The following is a 16355-nucleotide window of genomic DNA, read 5'->3' as shown; positions in this document are numbered from 1 at the left end:
CGATACAATATTTTAAAATATTGTATCGGAGTTCTTTATGAAGTTTCTTACCTCTCTTTTATTTTTACTTGTTTTAAGTTTAAATGCTAGTAACTACCCATCTTCAAAATCATGCAATGAATGTCATGAAAACATATATCGTGAACACATTTCATCTATGCATCATAAATCTTCTATCTTTAAAGATGAGGTTCATAGAAAAGTTAAAAATGCTGTAAATAAAGATAAATACTCTTGTGCAATATGTCATATGCCTGCTACAAAAAATCTTCGAGCGGTTATGAGTGGAGAGGAACAACCAAATCCTCAGAGTTATAGACAAACAGATGGTGTTTCTTGTTTTTACTGTCATCAAATTAGTAAAATTTATGATTCTAAAGCACATAAAATTAACTTCTCAAACTACAAGGGTGAGAAAAAACCAACAGTTTTTGGAAATCTTAAAAAACCTTATGAAAGTAATGAACACAATTCAAAAAGCAATGAGATATATAAAAATTCTCAAGTTTGTATGGGTTGTCACTCACATAAACAAAACAAACTTGGCTTTGAAGTATGTAACACAAAAAATCAGCACGACAAAACAAGTGACTGTATTGGCTGTCATATGCCATCAACGACAGGAACGATAGAAAAAGAAGATAAGGGAATGCGTGAAAACTATGTATCCCATAAGTTTTTAGGTATTCACTCACAGCAGATGGTTAAAAAAGCGGTTTAAATTAGAGTTGTCTTATGAAGATGAGGTATTGACCTTGATTATTAATAATAAAATGGGGCATTCTATCATTACGCACCCAATGCGACTAAAATTTGCTAAAACGGTTATAAAAAGGGGTTCTAAAATCATTTGGGGGAACTTCAAAAAAAGTCCACTTGAAGATAAACAAGCAACTTTTATCATAGTTCTTCAAGATATAAAAGGTAAACCGTCTCTACCAAATAAAGCCGTAGCCTATAAGTTAAATAGAAACCTCAAAGCAATGAGTTCAAAAACCATAAACTATAAAGTACCAAAACTACAAAAAGGTGATGAAGTAATAACAAAGTGGATAAGTTATATAGTAAATCCTAAAGTTGCTAAAAAATTACAAATAACAACAAAGGACATAACCAAGCAATATATAGGCGTTGAAGAGTCTTTGTTTATCTATTAAAAGGCAAGATTTTATAACCTGCTCCATATTCATTTTGGATTAAATTTTGTGGTAGCTTAACTCTTAAGCGTTTTATAAAAGAGGTAATAGAATGCTCAGAAAACTTTTTGTCATTTTGCTTTTCATATAGATGCTCAAAAATCTCTTTTGCTGTAAAGATTTTATTTGTTTGTGAACAAAATAGTTTAAAAAGTAATAATTCTTTTTCTTTTAAAAATATTTGTTGATTATTTTGCCATAAAGTTTGACTTATTTTATCCCAGTAAATATCACTACTTAGATAAATTCTTTTCTTAGAAGCTCTTAGTTTTTGCGTGAGTTCTAACAAAATTTCTTTTAATTTTTGTGAGTTTATCGGTTTTATAAGGTAGGTTATAAGCCCTAGTTCTACAGCTCTAAGAAGTTTTTCTCTATCAGAATGAGCACTCATAATAATGATATTTGTTTCACTGTCTGATTCTCTGATTTTTTTAGCCATACTTAGTCCATCTATATTTGGCATATTTATATCGCTAAGTATTATGTCTGGCTTTTTGTCAAGGTATGTTTCATAAGCTGTTTTACCACATCTCGCTACGAAAATATTTTTAAAAAAAAGTTCTAAATACTCTTTGAGATATTCTCTTAATTCTGATTCATCTTCAGCGATTAGTATTGAAATATCATCAATTATTTCTTTAGTTTTCACACTTTATCCTTATTGTAAATGTTGCGCCATTTTTATTATTTGTTGCATCTATTGAGCCATTCATGTTATCTTCGATTATCATCTTAGCAATATGAAGACCCAATCCCGTTCCCATTGCTTGATGTTTTGTTGTAAAGTATGGGTTAAATAGTTTTGAGATTATATCCTTTTGTATGCCACCAGCGTTATCGCTTATGGACAAAATAACATCTTCATCATCACTTAGCATTGATATATCTATTTGTATCGCTGTAAGCTCTCTAGCTTCTTTTACATCATAAATATTTGTTAGTATTGAGATTATGACTTGGACAAATTCATTCATAAGTCCATAGATGCTAAGTGTTTTATCCCCAGTTATGTTTATAACTATTTCTTCATCTTTCTTTGTATAACTAGTTAATTCTAAGGCTTTTTGAAGTGCGTCAAAAATGCTAAAAATCGACTTTTCTTTATCTGGTTTATAGTAGTTCATAAAATCTTCGATAGTATCAGACATATATATAACTCTTTTTTCCATCTTCTGTATTTTATCGGCAATCTCATCTTGAGTAAGAGCATCTACGGAGTTTTTTTCTTTTAGTATGGCTAAAATAGTATTGACAATTGCTAATGGTTGTCGCCATTGATGAGCTATGTTTCCTATCATTTCCCCCATTTCAGCTCTTTTTGCTTGTTCAAAGAGTCTTATATCTTGTTCTTGTATAGTTTTTTCTTTAATTTTTAGCTCGTTTATTGTGTCTAATAGCTCTAGGTTATACTTTTTATCTATGTATAAACCACAATCAAGATTTTTCATATCATCTATGAGTTTAGAAATATATTGTTTTTTTATTATGGAACCATGTTGTGGAGCGATTAGCTGTATATCTAGTTTTTCTATTTTTTTAAGTGCGTAATTAAAAATATCTTTACTTGGCATATACTCTTCGTGAAATTGTTTAGCTTTTTCAAAGTAGCTCTCATCTGCATAAAATTCCCAGCTTTCTTCGATACCACCAAAAATATCTCCAGAAAAAAGAGTCTTAGTATTTGGCTCATAACTGACAAAAGCTCCAGGAGAATGACAGTAGGGAGTTGTGAAAAAATCAAGTCTAAAACCATTTGAAGCTACAAGTTTGTTTTCATTTTTATCTATCTCATAGTAAGAAGAACTTACAAGATAATGTTTTATAAGGACAGACATTCTTGAGTGAGTTACGATTTGTAAATCATCTCTATCTATGAGTTTTTCTATTTCAGGAACAGCAGCAGCTAAATCAGGGTCTTGATGATGAAGTACAATATATTTGATAGATTTAATGTTAGTAATACTTTTGATTTTTCGTACTGTTTCATCAAACTCTAGCATTGAGCCTGGATCGATTAAGATAGATTCATTTCCATTCTTAATGAAATATGGGTGGCACTGAAAAGGGTCATTTTCAAGATGCATCCCAACCCAGTAGATGTTTTTCGCTATTTCTTTAGGCATTATCCTCAAACCACTTTAGTTGTTCTCTAAGTTCAACTACACGACCAACAACGATGAGTGCTGGAGTAGGAATACCTTTAGCTTTTTGGACAATATTTTCTAATGTTCCAACTACAACGATTTGCTCTTTTGTAGTTCCTTTAGAAATAACGGCAACAGGAAAGTCACTAGACTTTCCAATTTCTATAAGTTTTTTACTTATTTTGGGTAGATTATGAAGCCCCATCAAAAAGATAATAGTGTCATCTGTTTTAAAAGTTTCCCATGGAATCTGAGATACTTTTTTGTTTGGTGACTCATGTCCCGTAACAACTCTAAAACTTACTGCAATTCCTCTATGAGTTACAGGAATCCCAGCATAAGCAGGAGCAGAAATAGCAGAAGTTATACCTGGAATGATTTCAAACTTTACATTTCTTTGTAAAAGATAAAGGGCTTCTTCTCCTCCACGACCAAATACAAAAGGGTCACCACCCTTTAAGCGGACAACATTTTTATATTTTAAAGCGTTTTGATAGATGACTTCATTTATATCGTCTTGTGGAACAATATGCCTTCCATCTTCTTTGCCAACATAGACAAACTCACAGCCATTTTTTGCTTCTTCTAAAATGTCAGGGTTTGCTAAACGATCGTAAATAATAACATCAGCTTCTTTAATTACTCTAAGTGCTTTAATAGTTAGTAGCTCGATATCGCCAGGACCTGCTCCTGTTAAATATACCTTACCCATTATTTTTTCCCTTCGTATATAAATATACCAGATGGTTTTTTAATATTGAACATCTCTCTGCTTAAGTACCAACTATTTGTATTTATAACAGCAACTTTATTAGCATCGTTAACTGATACATAAAGATTTGGTCTGACATTTGACCATCTAACATGTAAAACTTTACCATTAAATTCAAATCGTTTTATGATTTTTAATGTTGCTGTATCTATGATTTGAATAACAGGAAATTTTTTACCACTAAAAGTGACTGCTAGGTATTTCTTATCTGGAGAAAGAGCTGTAAAAACTGGTAATCCCTCAGTTGTTATATTTTTTACAAATTTAAAGTCAGGTGTATAAACTAAAACCTTATTATTCCCAACTGCAGGGATAAATACATATCCAGCACCAATACTCCAAAAACCAAAATGAGGTACTTTTAAAACAGGTTTTCTATCTTCAAGAAGGATTTTAATTTTAGAGTATTTCATTGTGTCTAAATTTACGACACCAAAGAAAGGACTTTGAAAAAATCCTGTTATAAAGTTATTGTCTTTTATCATTGCATCAAAAGGCATAACCCCAACATCTTCAAACTCTTTATGAATTACAAATTTAGGAAGTCCTTTGCCGTAGTTTATATCTCTTAAAACTGTGATTTTATCATTGTCCATTTGTGAAAAAATTAAGTAGTTTTTATAAGTTTTAATACCAACATTTTTTGAGCCTGTTTGGAATGATTGTAAAGGATTTAAATCTCTATCTAAAATATCTACACTTTTTTTAGCGTAGTTTGCAACAGCAAGAAAGTTTTTAGTTATAGTAAAGCCAATAGCACTGTCACTAGTCTTTAACTCTTTTACAATAACCTCTTTTTCTGGGTCAAATTTTACAACCCAGCCATCTCTACTTATAACATAACCATCTTTGCCTTCAAACTTTACAACACCATGATTCATGTTGTGCATTCCAACTAAATGACCTCTTGTTAAACCTTTTTCTATGATTGCTAAAGATTCACTCTCTCTCTCAACAACAAATATTTTTTCATCTGTGTTAAGCATAGCAGTTATTGGGTTTACACCTTTTGCATCTAAGCTAACAAAAGCTAAGGCTGTAATTATTGTACTAAATAATATTTTTTTAAGACTCGGCATTTAGTGCCTCCCTGTATTGAACTTTAGTTCTTATCATCATTAATCTCTCTTTCTTTCTGATTCACTTAAATAACAAGATGGGTCTTCACTCCACAAATCACCAGTTATCGCATAAGCTCTTGCTCTTGAGCCACCATTACAAATATCAAGTTGTTCACAAGAGGTACAGATGCCACTTATATGTTTTCTTGGGTGAATTCTTAACTTGTCTAGTAATTCGCCTTTTTGCCAAATATCGCCAAAATCTTCTTCTATTATATTTCCAACAGTAAGTGGAAAAAATGGGTCAGGTCTTACATCGCCTTCGCTATTTATATTTAGCAGTTTTCTACCAGCAGAATTACCACCCCAAGATACAAGTCTTTTTCTCATAGTTTCTTTTAGCTCTGGATATCTAGATGCAAATTCATTTAAAAATAAAACAGCGTCCATCTCCATGTTTCCAGTTACTATCTCAATATCTCGACCTGTTTCATAATATTCAAACGCTTTTTTAAGTATAAACTCAACTGCTTTTCTTCTTTGTTCTTTAGAAAGATCCATTTCTAAGTTATCTAAACCTCGTCCTGAATAGACTAGATGAGAGATATAAATTTTCGGGATATTTTCTTTTTCTGCTAAGTCAAAGATATATTCTAAAGAATTAATAGTATCTTTTGTCATAGTAAAGCGAATACCTACTTTTGCTCCTGTGGCATTTGCTAACTGAACAGCCTTTAGTGTTTCGACAAATGCACCTTTTAAGCCACGAAAATAATCATGCGTAGGTTCGTCGCCATCTATGCTCACTCCGACATAGTTAAAAGTATCTACTATTCGTTGTACATTGCCTTTTGTAAAGTAAAGTCCATTACTTGAAAGGTAAGTAATGATTCCATTTTCTTTACAAAAGTTAGCTATCTCAAATAAATCTTTTCTTGTTAAGGGTTCTCCCCCTGAAAAAATAATAAATTTCACTCCATTTTCTTTCATTTGTAAAATTGTTTTTTTGATTTGCTCAGTCGTAAGTGTATCAACTTCATCTAAAGTTGATTTTGAGTAACAGTGAAGACAAGATAGATTACAGCGGTTTGTAAAGTTCCAAATAGCGATGCTACCATCTAAAACCCTCTCTTTTTTATCTTCAACTACTGAAGATATAAGATTTGATAGTCTAAACATTATTTACCTTTGTAAGAGAGAATATAATCACTAATAGCATTTATCTCTTTATCGTTTAATTTTAGTTTTGTCATAACAGTTCGTTTGTAGCCAAAAGCTTTATACATTGCCTTTGGTTCTATAATGTAAGCTTGAATTTCTTCTTTTGTACGTTTGTTTGCAATCTCTGTAAAAGGAGGACCAAAGGCAACAGCAGTTTGATGATGACAACCCCAGCAGTAAGTTTCAAAGACTTTTTTACCATCTAAATCATTGGCTTGAAGTGAGAAACAGAGTGTTAAAAGTAATAAGTATATTTTTTTCATCTAGACCTCTATTTTTAATGCATCATTTTAGCAAAAAAAAACTTTTTATAAAGCGTTATAAATCAAGAAAAATAAAATTTAAAATTAGTTTAAAATTTGAAGGTTTGAAAGTTGTAAGATTTTCCCCGAGAGGGGAAAATAATCTAGACGCGATTAAGCACCTGGAATAGTTTGTCTATGCTCGATAGAGTAAGTAAAAGTAGGAGTTGTTAAACCTTTGATATATTTAACAAATTTACCAGTTTTAGCTTCATAGATACCAATTCTTCCACAATTCCACTCAGAAATCATAGTCCAGTGACCGTGATTAGCTGGCTCAGCGTGAAGGATTCTAGGAGTAATAGCTTTACCTTTAGCATTTTTTACAGTTGGAACATTCCACTTGTAAAGAACTTTGTGAGTTACAGGATCTGTAACAGTACCTTTTGTAGTACCAACAGTAATGATTCTATCTAACTCTAAAGTTTGCTTGTTAATTAAGTGAACTTTGTTCCAGTTAGAAGATCCACCAAGAACATTATCAGCCCATAGGAATGGAGTGTGCTCAGAAGTACCGATGAATAATCCACCACCACCTGTAGGAATCTGACGGATTACATCAAAGTTGTCATCCCAAATAGTAACTTGACCAAGATTCATGTTAACAGTAGCACCAAGTTGTTGACCTAAATGCTCATTGTACCATGAAGAACCTTGACCTGGATGTGGCTTAGCTGAAGGACCTGTATAGATTTTAGTAACTAAAGATTTAGTTTTAAAATCAACTACACCGATAACATCAGAACCTTGAGAAGCGATAAATAAATATCTACCAATCTCTTTACCTTCATTTAAGAAACCATCATGAAGAATTTTACCAATATTTGGAATATCACCAACGATTGGGAATCCTGGTTTAGAATAATCTATGATATATACATGTCCACCATCTTTAAGTGCAAATGCAATATATGGACCATATGGAGTATCAAAAATACCAGCTACACGAGAAGAACCGATGTTACCATCAATATCAATAACGCTTGAAGTTGGATATACTTTTAATGGCTCAAGAGTCATAGCATCCATAAGAATTGCTCCACCTGGAACATAGTTTCCTGCCATTAGGTATTTACCATCTGGAGAAACTGCAAGACCACGAGAATCAGAACCAACTTGGATCTGAGCAATTTTTTGTTGACCTGGAGTGTTAAGGTCGAACATTGTTACTAAACCTGAACGAGAGATCGAGTAAGCATAACGAGGTTGACGCTTGTTAGTTACTGTAACATGTACAGCAAAACCAGCAGGGTGCTTAGATAAAATCTTACCTGAAGTACCATCAACAAATGCAACTCTTTCCGCATCTCTTTCTGTTACGAAACAGATATCAGTATTTTTCTTAACATCTACAGCATGTGGATATTTTTTGAAAAATGCCATTCTGTCATTTAAAGGCTTCCACCCAGCTTTAACAGCGTCCATTGTAAGAACACCCATTTTTTTACCTTTAAAATGTTGAAGATAATCAACCATTTTATCAGCGTCGTCTTTAGAAAATTTTTCTTTAAACTCTGGCATTGCTGTACCAGGAGCACCATTAAGAATAGTTTCTGATAGTGTATAAGCATTTTTCTTGGCGATTACACCAGGGCGTAAATCAGAACCAACACCACCTTCGTGATTTGGACCGTGACAACCTTGACACTCTTTCTCAAATACTTTTTCAACATCCATGTTAGATGTTCCAGCAAATAAACCTGAACTAACTACTGCTAAAGCAGCAACTGACATAACTAATTTGTTTAATCTCATTTTATTCTTCCTTTAAATTAAGATACAGCGGCCACAAAGTGGCCCGCCGACTAGTCGATATTAACTTTCACTCTCTAAACGAGCTTTCTCTTGTTTATAAATCCAAATCATTGGAAGTATGATAACAGTGTGAAGAAAGATAGTAAGAGTTAACGGACCTTGATTTAACATACCAAAAAAACTTGGTACTACATCTGTAAAAGGTTCAAACATTTTTTATCTCCTTATCTTATATGTACTTGGCTTTTGCCAGTACTTAAGAAATCTTTAGCTAGGAATAAGAAACCTGTAAAAGTCACAAGACCCATAACTAATCTCCAATCCATAGCTTGTGCAAACCACATACCACTTTGTCCGTCAAAGTAACCTGCCCATGTAGCACCCATTTGAGCACGAGAAACAAGAACTTGAACATAACCAGCAATAGTAAGCGCAACAGTCATACCCATAACACCACCAACTATTAAGCTAAGTGCAATAATAGAAGACTTTGTATTTTTCATAATTTTAATACCATTTGTACCTTGAATAGCAAGATACATCATACCGATAAGAATAGTTGCATAAGCACCAAAGAACGCAAGGTGTCCGTGAGCAGATGTAAACTGTGTACCGTGTGTATAAAGATTTACTTGTGGTAATGTGTGGAAGAATCCCCAAACACCAGCACCTAAGAAGTTACCAAATGCATTCATCCAAAACCATACAAAAGCAGGTTGGTTGTTTACAACTGATTCAACACTTCCAGAAGCAGCTTGTTTTCCTTGTTGTTTACCCCAGTCATACATAACATGAATAAACATAGCAACAAGTGGTAAAGGTTCTAGCGCACTAAATAATGCTCCGATTTCCCACCAGTACTCAGGTGTACCAATCCAGAAATAGTGATGTCCGATACCAAGTATCCCTGAACCAAATAGCATTGCTACTTCAATCCATAACCACATTTCAACAACTTTACGAGATGCTCCAATCATAGTGATAAGACCATAAGCAGCAATCGCACCAACGAAAACTTCCCAAGTAGCCTCAACCCATAAGTGAATTACCCACCACCACCAGTACTGATCAACAGAGATATTATCTGTAAAGAACATACCTGCTAAGTAAAGACCAGCAAAAGCAATCATATCTGCCATAAGAACTGTAACGATACCTGAACGGTTACCTTTCATTCCTGTTAAGAAAAGATTAGCAACAAATCCAAGAGCAACTACAACGATACCGAAGTCAGCCCATCTTGGAGCCTCGATATACTCACGACCCTCATGAATAAACCAAATTGACATTTCATCTGCAGGTCCAACTTGAATAAATAAATATACTAAGATAACAACAACGATAGCTGCTACAAATACCCAGTATAATAGTTTACCAATTTTAATACCAACAGTTTCGATTCCAGTTTCATCAGGTAATAACCAATAAACTGAACCAAACATTGCAAAAACCATCCAAACAACTAGCGCATTAATGTGTAACATTCTAGCAACAGAAAAGTCAAGTAACTCAAATAAGAAACCTGGCATTACATATTGAATCGCTGCAACTAGACCAAATAATAATTGTGCTCCAAAAAGGATAAATGCAAAGGTAAAGTACCATGTTGCTAATTGCTTAGACTCACTTCCTACACCTGTTAAAAATTTACTTGCCATGAACTGCTCCTTTGATTTTTCCGAAGTTTCTTGGGAAACCATTAGTATCAATTGATGACATATGTTTCAAGAAAACAACTAAACCTTTAGCCTCTGCAGCAGTAATACCAAGATTTGGCATCATACGAGCATGAGTAGGATAAGTTGATGGATGTTGTAAAAACTCCGCCATTGCTTCTTCTTTTGTATCTTTACCAGTCATAGCCTGCATAGAACCTTCTGGTCCCCATGCTGGATCTAACCAAGCTTTTGTTAAGTCTGGAGCATAGTATGCACCATTTCCAAGAAGCGTATGACAGTTCATACAGTTTTTAGTTTGAGAACCTAGTTTACCTAAGTGAAGTAAAGCACCTGCTTCTTCCTCAGTCCAGTCATCTCTTCCAAAAAACTTTTCTTTTTCTTGAAATAAAGACATCCCTTTACCATCGTTACCACCAATGATTGGCACTTCGTGCCCACGCGATGTACTCATTTCGTAAGTAATTTTATAGTTTATAACCGTAGGTCCTGGAACCCTTTTAGTTACGCCATTTTTTAAATCTTCATCAGTACCCATTGCTATTTGACCCGCTGTGTCAAATGTTAACCAAATAAGTAGTACTGCTGCAAACCCTGTGATCCATGCTGCTGAACGCTGCCAGAAACGGTTGTCACTCCATACAGATACTTTAGCCACTGTAACCTCCTAAAAATTGTTGTTGACATATATGACAATAAATCAATGTTCATTCTCTTCGTGAACTTGATGTTGCATATAGTAAACTGCGTGAGGAAGAAGAAACAATCCAATCCCCGCAACTACTAATGCTTTCGCTGTAAATTCGCCTACCATCATTAAACTTCCCATTAAATATAAACAATAGGCAGTTAACATCCAAAATATGTATGCGATAGGCATAGCCCATTTTTTGAGTAAATTAACTTTTACAGCGGTATATATACCAACATAGAATCCTCCAAATACCATAACAAGCGCAGAAGATACAAAGATAGGTAGAAAATCGTCTAAAGGAATATCTTGTCTCATAACAACTTCTTCAATCATTTTATATCTCCTTCGTATAGTATATAGTTCTTCAGAATCAAATAGTATTTTATTCCTATTTGGATTAAAATAAGTTGACTTATATCAATTTTTTTGATTAATTTAAAATTTAAGTAAAGTTTTATATTTGATGTAACATTATGAAACAAGTGAAAAGTTTATAGGTAGTATAAAAGAGAGGATAATGTTAGTGTAAAAGTAATGGTTGTGCTGATTATTACTTTTCTTTTTGTGCTTTCATCAATGGCATACTTCTTTTCTAGATAATCGCCTAGTTTAAGCCCAGGATAGACACTAAAGAGTAACATGGGTAATGTCATTACAAGTATTATAACTAAGTCTTGCATTGTAAATAACCTTTTTGATTTTGGAGATTTTTACTTGATTTACATCAATTCTATTTAAGAATTCTTATTATATCATTGATTTATTGAATTTCTTTGTAAAATTTATATTTTATTAAGAAAATAAAAAAAGGAAGTAAAATGAAAAAAATCTTATCTATAACCTTAATCTCTGCTCTTACTCTTTTGTTCTCAGTTGGTTGTGGCGGAACACTTGATGTAAAAAAGTATGATAGCAAAAAAATAGAACATGCAATTATAAAAGCAGGGGAAAAAACAGGTTGGAGAATGACTGAATTTAAAAATAACGAAATTTTAGCTGAAAAAACTGAAGATGAAAAAACAGTTTCAACATCGATAAAATATTCTAGAGGTGAGATAGCATTTGATGAAAATGTAAATACATCAGACCTTCAAGATGCTATTGCAGAAGAACTTAATAAAACTTCTCACTAACTCACTTACAACTCTTCAGATGGATATTTAGTTTATCTGGAGTTATCCCTCCTCTAATTGGTTCACAAATAAATAATTCCTTATTGTCTAAAAAAAATAGCGATGGATATGTAAAAGTATAAAGCATCTCAATAGGATAACTTGCTTTTTGATTTTTTGTAACTATGACAGATATATAATTTTTGTTAATATTTTCTATATAAGTTTGATTTAAAAATGCTGTTTTAAGTGTTTGTTTACATTTTGGACAATCTTTTTTTATAAGCAATACCATAAGCTTTTTGTTCTGCTTTAAAGCTTCTTGATGTGCTTTATCAAAATCTCCATACCAACTTACATGATTGGCATAGACTGATGACAAGAGTAAAAGGGAGAGTATAATAATACGCATCTACTTAGCTTTTACAAACTCTTTTTTTACAGTTTGTAGCGTTATAACAGGTGGATTTGGCAATTGTGGATAAGCTCTTTTAACTATATCTGTTACCCACTGAGGATAAATTCTAAAGTTTAGTCTTACCTCTACGCTTAAAGGATATTTTAAATTTTTATGATTTGAAATATCAAAAGATTCAACTCGTCTTTCACCAGCAGGAATCCTTGTATCGCTTATGAGTTTTTTATATCTCCAAAAAAGCAGTCCTACAGGCTTATAGTTTTCATCTCCAAAAACCTTCATAAAAGGTCTAGCATCTGTATCTAAATTACCATCTTTTTTTAGTTTACCGCTACTAAACACAATCTTAGAGTTTTTGTCTTTGATGGTAATATCAAGCCAAAGCTCTCTAAAGTCTGAAACACCAGTTGGTAAATGATGTCCAGCACCAACATTTTTAACACCAACTACTACCTTGCCTTTTTGAATTTCTACATCAACTTTGGCAGAAGTACGAAGAAGTTGCAAAGTTTGATCTTCATGTTCTTTACTTTTTAAGCCAGACAAGAAATGATTTGATCCTGCGAAGTAATGAACTTTTATGTCATCTTTTACTTTTCCACCAGTTGTTGAAGTTCCCTTCAATGGCGAGTGCTTATCGTCTTTTAAGTAGGTCATGTGACAATCTACACAAGTTTTATGTTTTTTAGGGTCCTTAGGGTTATTAAAGGGTGATTTTTCCCACTCTTTAAAGGTAGAGACTATCGGTCTTTTTGAGTCATCAGGAAGAAATTCATCATGGCAAGATGCGCAGTAAGAACTTTTTTTATAAAGCTCTTTTGAGTAGCTCTCTTTGTGAACTAAAGGATTAGAGTTTATAAACTTTTCACTTAAAAAAGTAGCAACATCAGAATTACTATCTTCAAAAACATATTTTTTTCTATTTGTTAAGTCAAGAGAGTAAGAACTGTTTCCTTTGGATTTTGTCTCTGTAATTCTATGGCAAGTTACACAAGATACGCCTTGTTCAAGCTTTGAGTTGCCATGAGTTTTTAAGTCACTTATTAAGTCTTTTGCACCACTTTCAAAAAGAAAACTTGGCATATTGTTAATATCCATATTGTGGGTAGTTCTTTTTTGCTTTGTAGTAACAGCACTAGGATTATGACAGCCCATACACCACTGTCTAAATTCATCGCCCATATCTGCTGCAGCTAGGTTTTCCATGACCATATAGTAAGGATTTGTTCCTGTTAGATGCCTATGGTTGGAGTCTGCCCATTGATTAAAAATCTCTGTATGACAAGACTTACATTTAGCAGAATTAGTCCAGTCTTCATTATGATATCTATCCACACCAGCTTCAAGTTTTATATTTGTCAATTTTTCTATATCAGCACTGTATGAGATACTTGGATAAGAGATGCTAAGTAGTAAAGCAATAGCGAGAGTTGTTTTTATATTTGAAGATATTTTTTTCTTTGCATGTAAAAATAAAAAGAAAAGTAATACAAATGAACCGTAAAGATGGATATAGTAAGAGTAGATGCCAAGATTATCTGAGCCTCTATTTCCAACTAAAAATAGGTAAAATCCACTAGCAATGATAAAAAAGAGTAAAAGACCAAGGATTACACCACTTGTACTTTTAGCCTTTTTGACAATCATATACTCATAAGTATGAAGATTTACATAAGGTAAAAGAAGAAAGATAGCCACAAGAGCAGAGCTTAAAATATGAACTGCTTGAACCATCCTAAAATACTCCCAACTTAGGTTAAAGATACTAAGTTGAAATATACCACTTAGAAACATTAGTATGATATATATTTTCATATGTATATTTTTCACGACTCACCTCTATCAACAACTTTATAATCAACTATATCACCTTCAAGAGCTTTAAAAAACTCAACTATCTCATCAACCTGTTCATCTGTAAGGTTCATTCCAAGTTGATGTTTAGCCATAAGAAAAATAGCATCTCTTATGTCTTTAATCGCTCCATTATGAAAGTATGGTGAAGTTTTTGTAACATTTCTTAGCATAGGAACTCTAAAGAGTCTTTCGCCGTCTTTACCCATAAAACCGCCTTTGTTTTGGAAAGGAAAAGGGTGATACATCTTTGCATTGAAGTTAAATTGGCTAACTTCTCTACCTTTTTCTGACTCATTAAAAGAGTTTGTAACATCAATGATACTGTTGTAATCTCTAAGCGGAAATTTTTGTATGCTTTGCCCACCAACAGTTACTCCCGTATGGCAGCCTTTACATCCAAAATTTAAAAAATTTGCTAAACCTTTTTTGGCTGATTTGCTCATGGCATTGTTATCACCATCTAAAAACCTATCATAATCGCTTCTAGTGACAAGTGTTTTGAGATAAGCACCTATCGCTTTTTGGATATTTTGGAAGCTTATATTTTCATCTTTAAAAGCAAGAGCGAATTTTTTCAGATAAACATCATCTTGAGATAACCTTTTCTCAGCCTCAGATGCTGATAGGTTCATTTGTTCTTTTGCTTGTATAGATGCACCAACTTGCTCTTCAACAGTTTTTACACTTCCGTCCCAAGTTTGGTACTTGGCAAGTGCTGCATTAAGAGTTGTTAAAGTATTTAGATGAAAAGGATTTTCTCTTCCAGCATCTCCAACTGCTACTTCAAATCTATCAACCCCGCTTTGATCGGAGAGATGACAGATAACACAGTCTGTTTTGTCGTTTGTTTTAGAAGTTAAAGCATCTAGGTAGATATTTTTATCGTTTTGATTTTTACTTATAACATGACAAGTTGCACAGCTTATATCTTTACTTTTTGAAAGTATTTTATCAAAGTATAAATCTTTGCCTAGTTCTATTTTGGCTCTAGAGAGCTTGTTTTCTTCTGTGTCAACAAGCTTTAAAAGTTCTTCATAAGTACTAGGCGTACTTGACATATCTCTTGAAAGTGCAGCTTTTCTCAGCTCATCATCACTGTATTGAGGTTTCTCTTTTGTTGGTAACAAAATAGATACAACAAAGACACCTATCAATAAACCAATAAAGACATAAACAAAAAACTTCATAAATTTTTCCTAAACATATTTTTTATATTATACACTAAAGAGATTTCTTAGATGCCAAAAGTTTCTTTCACTTTTGTCTCAAAATCTTCATCACTTAACTCTTTTCTTAAAGGAACAAAAGTCTCAGCTTCCCCACCAACTGGCACGAATATTTTAGAATTTTCATCTTCGATAATATTTTTTACAGCATCTGCGATTGGTTGAGGAGAAGGTCCTTCGTTTATAGCCTTTGCAACGATTGGAACAAAGTGAGAAACTAAATCTTTATATGGTGAATCCTCAGCAGTAGTTTGAGCATTTGCTACAAGTCCACTTTTTACAAAGTTAGTACCAAAAAGACCTGCTTGAATAGAATGAACTCTAACATTAAAAGGAAGAGTTTCAAATCTTAATGAGTCAACTATCCCTTCAACCGCATATTTTGAAGCGTTATAGTGAGCTAAAAGAGGAAGACCAATTTTTCCTAGGAAAGAAGAGATGTTGATAATTACACCACTTTTTGCTTCTCTCATATGAGGAAGAACCGCTCGAGTAACTTTTAAAAGTCCAAATACATTTACATCGAACTGGTTAAACATTTCTTCATCAGTTCCATCTTCAACAGTTGCTAAAAGACCGTAACCTGCGTTGTTTACAAGAACATCTATCTTGCCTTCGTTTTTAATGATAGTTTCTATCGCACTGTTTATGCTATCTGTCTTTGTTACATCTATATAAATATTTTTAAGTGAAGAATCATCTGGAGTAGCACTTGTGTCTCTCGTTCCAGCATATACAATATATCCATTATCAGCTAAAGTTTTAGCTGTAATCTCACCCATTCCTGAACTGGCACCTGTTATTAAAACTACTTTTGACATTTTGACTTCCTTGTGATTTTATTTATTAAAGTATATATCAATTAAAAGTTATCATCAATAGTTTTTTAGCAGTAGAAGAATTTTATTTTAGCAGAGGAGG

Annotated in this window: 19 protein-coding genes; 3 read left to right on the top strand and 16 right to left on the bottom strand. The window is 33.1% G+C overall.

The genetic code is table 11. From position 1 onward, the window contains the following. The first annotated feature begins 37 nt into the window (after positions 1–37). Positions 38–721 (top strand): multiheme c-type cytochrome, encoded by a 684-nt coding sequence (locus MOV50_RS05620; protein ID WP_321779415.1) that lies wholly within the window; start codon positions 38–40, stop codon positions 719–721. A 34-nt stretch (positions 722–755) separates the two neighbouring features. Then, a complete protein-coding gene (locus MOV50_RS05615; RefSeq protein ID WP_321779414.1) occupies positions 756–1157 on the top strand; it encodes a hypothetical protein in 402 nt (133 codons plus the stop codon). Here MOV50_RS05615 and MOV50_RS05610 read toward each other — a convergent pair. From MOV50_RS05610 to MOV50_RS05555, 12 genes are all read right to left on the bottom strand, one after another. Continuing rightward, entirely contained in the window at positions 1147–1845 is a 699-nt protein-coding gene (locus MOV50_RS05610) for a response regulator transcription factor (RefSeq protein ID WP_321779413.1), read from the bottom strand. The two genes, MOV50_RS05615 and MOV50_RS05610, sit on opposite strands and share 11 nt — an antisense overlap. After that, positions 1835–3319, bottom strand: a complete 1485-nt coding sequence (locus MOV50_RS05605) for an ATP-binding protein (RefSeq protein ID WP_321779412.1) — start codon at positions 3317–3319, stop codon at positions 1835–1837. The genes MOV50_RS05610 and MOV50_RS05605 overlap by 11 nt, the downstream gene beginning before the upstream one ends. Beyond that, positions 3312–4052: a uroporphyrinogen-III C-methyltransferase gene (gene cobA / locus MOV50_RS05600; RefSeq protein WP_321779411.1), complete on the bottom strand. Its 741-nt coding sequence runs from the start codon at positions 4050–4052 to the stop codon at positions 3312–3314. The genes MOV50_RS05605 and cobA overlap by 8 nt, the downstream gene beginning before the upstream one ends. Further along, a complete protein-coding gene (locus MOV50_RS05595; protein ID WP_321779410.1) occupies positions 4052–5191 on the bottom strand; it encodes a cytochrome D1 domain-containing protein in 1140 nt (379 codons plus the stop codon). The genes cobA and MOV50_RS05595 overlap by 1 nt, the downstream gene beginning before the upstream one ends. 39 nt (positions 5192–5230) lie before the next feature. Then, the gene (locus MOV50_RS05590; protein WP_321779409.1) at positions 5231–6352 is read right to left on the bottom strand and encodes a radical SAM/SPASM domain-containing protein; all 1122 of its coding nucleotides are present in this window, start codon (positions 6350–6352) and stop codon (positions 5231–5233) included. Further along, on the bottom strand, positions 6352–6657 hold the full coding sequence (locus MOV50_RS05585; RefSeq protein ID WP_321779408.1) for a cytochrome c: 306 nt from the start codon (positions 6655–6657) through the stop codon (positions 6352–6354). The genes MOV50_RS05590 and MOV50_RS05585 overlap by 1 nt, the downstream gene beginning before the upstream one ends. A 153-nt stretch (positions 6658–6810) precedes the next feature. Then, on the bottom strand, positions 6811–8451 hold the full coding sequence (locus tag MOV50_RS05580; RefSeq protein WP_321779407.1) for a cytochrome D1 domain-containing protein: 1641 nt from the start codon (positions 8449–8451) through the stop codon (positions 6811–6813). A 60-nt stretch (positions 8452–8511) separates the two neighbouring features. Then, complete coding sequence (locus MOV50_RS05575) at positions 8512–8664, bottom strand: hypothetical protein (protein ID WP_321779406.1); 153 nt, start codon at positions 8662–8664, stop codon at positions 8512–8514. 11 nt (positions 8665–8675) lie between these two features. Next, the gene (locus MOV50_RS05570; RefSeq protein ID WP_321779405.1) at positions 8676–10109 is read right to left on the bottom strand and encodes a cbb3-type cytochrome c oxidase subunit I; all 1434 of its coding nucleotides are present in this window, start codon (positions 10107–10109) and stop codon (positions 8676–8678) included. Further along, on the bottom strand, positions 10099–10785 hold the full coding sequence (locus MOV50_RS05565) for a c-type cytochrome (protein ID WP_321779404.1): 687 nt from the start codon (positions 10783–10785) through the stop codon (positions 10099–10101). Before MOV50_RS05565 ends, MOV50_RS05570 begins: the two co-directional genes overlap by 11 nt. 42 nt (positions 10786–10827) lie before the next feature. After that, on the bottom strand, positions 10828–11154 hold the full coding sequence (locus tag MOV50_RS05560; protein WP_321779403.1) for a hypothetical protein: 327 nt from the start codon (positions 11152–11154) through the stop codon (positions 10828–10830). A 158-nt stretch (positions 11155–11312) separates the two neighbouring features. Beyond that, positions 11313–11501, bottom strand: coding sequence for a hypothetical protein (locus tag MOV50_RS05555; RefSeq protein ID WP_321779402.1), 189 nt, complete (start codon positions 11499–11501; stop codon positions 11313–11315). Positions 11502–11639: 138 nt separating this feature from the next. On the opposite strand from MOV50_RS05555, the gene MOV50_RS05550 reads away from it, so the two are divergent. Then, complete coding sequence (locus MOV50_RS05550; RefSeq protein WP_321779401.1) at positions 11640–11954, top strand: hypothetical protein; 315 nt, start codon at positions 11640–11642, stop codon at positions 11952–11954. A gap of 1 nt (position 11955) precedes the next feature. Here MOV50_RS05550 and MOV50_RS05545 read toward each other — a convergent pair whose 3' ends face one another. From MOV50_RS05545 to MOV50_RS05530, 4 genes are read right to left on the bottom strand one after another with little or no spacing between them, the layout of a single operon-like run. Next, positions 11956–12345 (bottom strand): thioredoxin family protein, encoded by a 390-nt coding sequence (locus MOV50_RS05545; RefSeq protein ID WP_321779400.1) that lies wholly within the window; start codon positions 12343–12345, stop codon positions 11956–11958. Beyond that, positions 12346–14181 carry a multiheme c-type cytochrome gene (locus MOV50_RS05540; RefSeq protein ID WP_321779399.1) on the bottom strand — a complete coding sequence of 612 codons (1836 nt, stop codon included), beginning with the start codon at positions 14179–14181 and terminating at the stop codon, positions 12346–12348. It abuts the gene before it with no gap. Beyond that, positions 14178–15395 (bottom strand): cytochrome-c peroxidase, encoded by a 1218-nt coding sequence (locus MOV50_RS05535; protein WP_321779398.1) that lies wholly within the window; start codon positions 15393–15395, stop codon positions 14178–14180. Before MOV50_RS05535 ends, MOV50_RS05540 begins: the two co-directional genes overlap by 4 nt. A gap of 47 nt (positions 15396–15442) precedes the next feature. Continuing rightward, positions 15443–16255 carry an SDR family oxidoreductase gene (locus tag MOV50_RS05530; RefSeq protein WP_321779397.1) on the bottom strand — a complete coding sequence of 271 codons (813 nt, stop codon included), beginning with the start codon at positions 16253–16255 and terminating at the stop codon, positions 15443–15445. Between the last annotated feature and the right edge of the window lie 100 nt (positions 16256–16355).

It is taken from the genome of Sulfurimonas sp., from assembly GCF_029027585.1.
Taxonomy (GTDB): Bacteria; Campylobacterota; Campylobacteria; order Campylobacterales; family Sulfurimonadaceae; genus Sulfurimonas.
This window is presented reverse-complemented; position numbering and strand designations above follow the sequence as displayed.

What these genes read in the sequence shown, in the direction of transcription:
- MOV50_RS05620 (WP_321779415.1), top strand. Translation starts at nt 38, where the DNA reads ATGAAGTTTCTTACCTCTCTTTTATTTTTACTTGTTTTAAGTTTAAAT.
- MOV50_RS05605 (WP_321779412.1), bottom strand. Translation starts at nt 3,319, where the DNA reads ATGCCTAAAGAAATAGCGAAAAACATCTACTGGGTTGGGATGCATCTT.
- cobA (WP_321779411.1), bottom strand. Translation starts at nt 4,052, where the DNA reads ATGGGTAAGGTATATTTAACAGGAGCAGGTCCTGGCGATATCGAGCTA.
- MOV50_RS05595 (WP_321779410.1), bottom strand. Translation starts at nt 5,191, where the DNA reads ATGCCGAGTCTTAAAAAAATATTATTTAGTACAATAATTACAGCCTTA.
- MOV50_RS05590 (WP_321779409.1), bottom strand. Translation starts at nt 6,352, where the DNA reads ATGTTTAGACTATCAAATCTTATATCTTCAGTAGTTGAAGATAAAAAA.
- MOV50_RS05585 (WP_321779408.1), bottom strand. Translation starts at nt 6,657, where the DNA reads ATGAAAAAAATATACTTATTACTTTTAACACTCTGTTTCTCACTTCAA.
- MOV50_RS05580 (WP_321779407.1), bottom strand. Translation starts at nt 8,451, where the DNA reads ATGAGATTAAACAAATTAGTTATGTCAGTTGCTGCTTTAGCAGTAGTT.
- MOV50_RS05575 (WP_321779406.1), bottom strand. Translation starts at nt 8,664, where the DNA reads ATGTTTGAACCTTTTACAGATGTAGTACCAAGTTTTTTTGGTATGTTA.
- MOV50_RS05570 (WP_321779405.1), bottom strand. Translation starts at nt 10,109, where the DNA reads ATGGCAAGTAAATTTTTAACAGGTGTAGGAAGTGAGTCTAAGCAATTA.
- MOV50_RS05560 (WP_321779403.1), bottom strand. Translation starts at nt 11,154, where the DNA reads ATGATTGAAGAAGTTGTTATGAGACAAGATATTCCTTTAGACGATTTT.
- MOV50_RS05555 (WP_321779402.1), bottom strand. Translation starts at nt 11,501, where the DNA reads ATGCAAGACTTAGTTATAATACTTGTAATGACATTACCCATGTTACTC.
- MOV50_RS05550 (WP_321779401.1), top strand. Translation starts at nt 11,640, where the DNA reads ATGAAAAAAATCTTATCTATAACCTTAATCTCTGCTCTTACTCTTTTG.
- MOV50_RS05545 (WP_321779400.1), bottom strand. Translation starts at nt 12,345, where the DNA reads ATGCGTATTATTATACTCTCCCTTTTACTCTTGTCATCAGTCTATGCC.
- MOV50_RS05535 (WP_321779398.1), bottom strand. Translation starts at nt 15,395, where the DNA reads ATGAAGTTTTTTGTTTATGTCTTTATTGGTTTATTGATAGGTGTCTTT.
- MOV50_RS05530 (WP_321779397.1), bottom strand. Translation starts at nt 16,255, where the DNA reads ATGTCAAAAGTAGTTTTAATAACAGGTGCCAGTTCAGGAATGGGTGAG.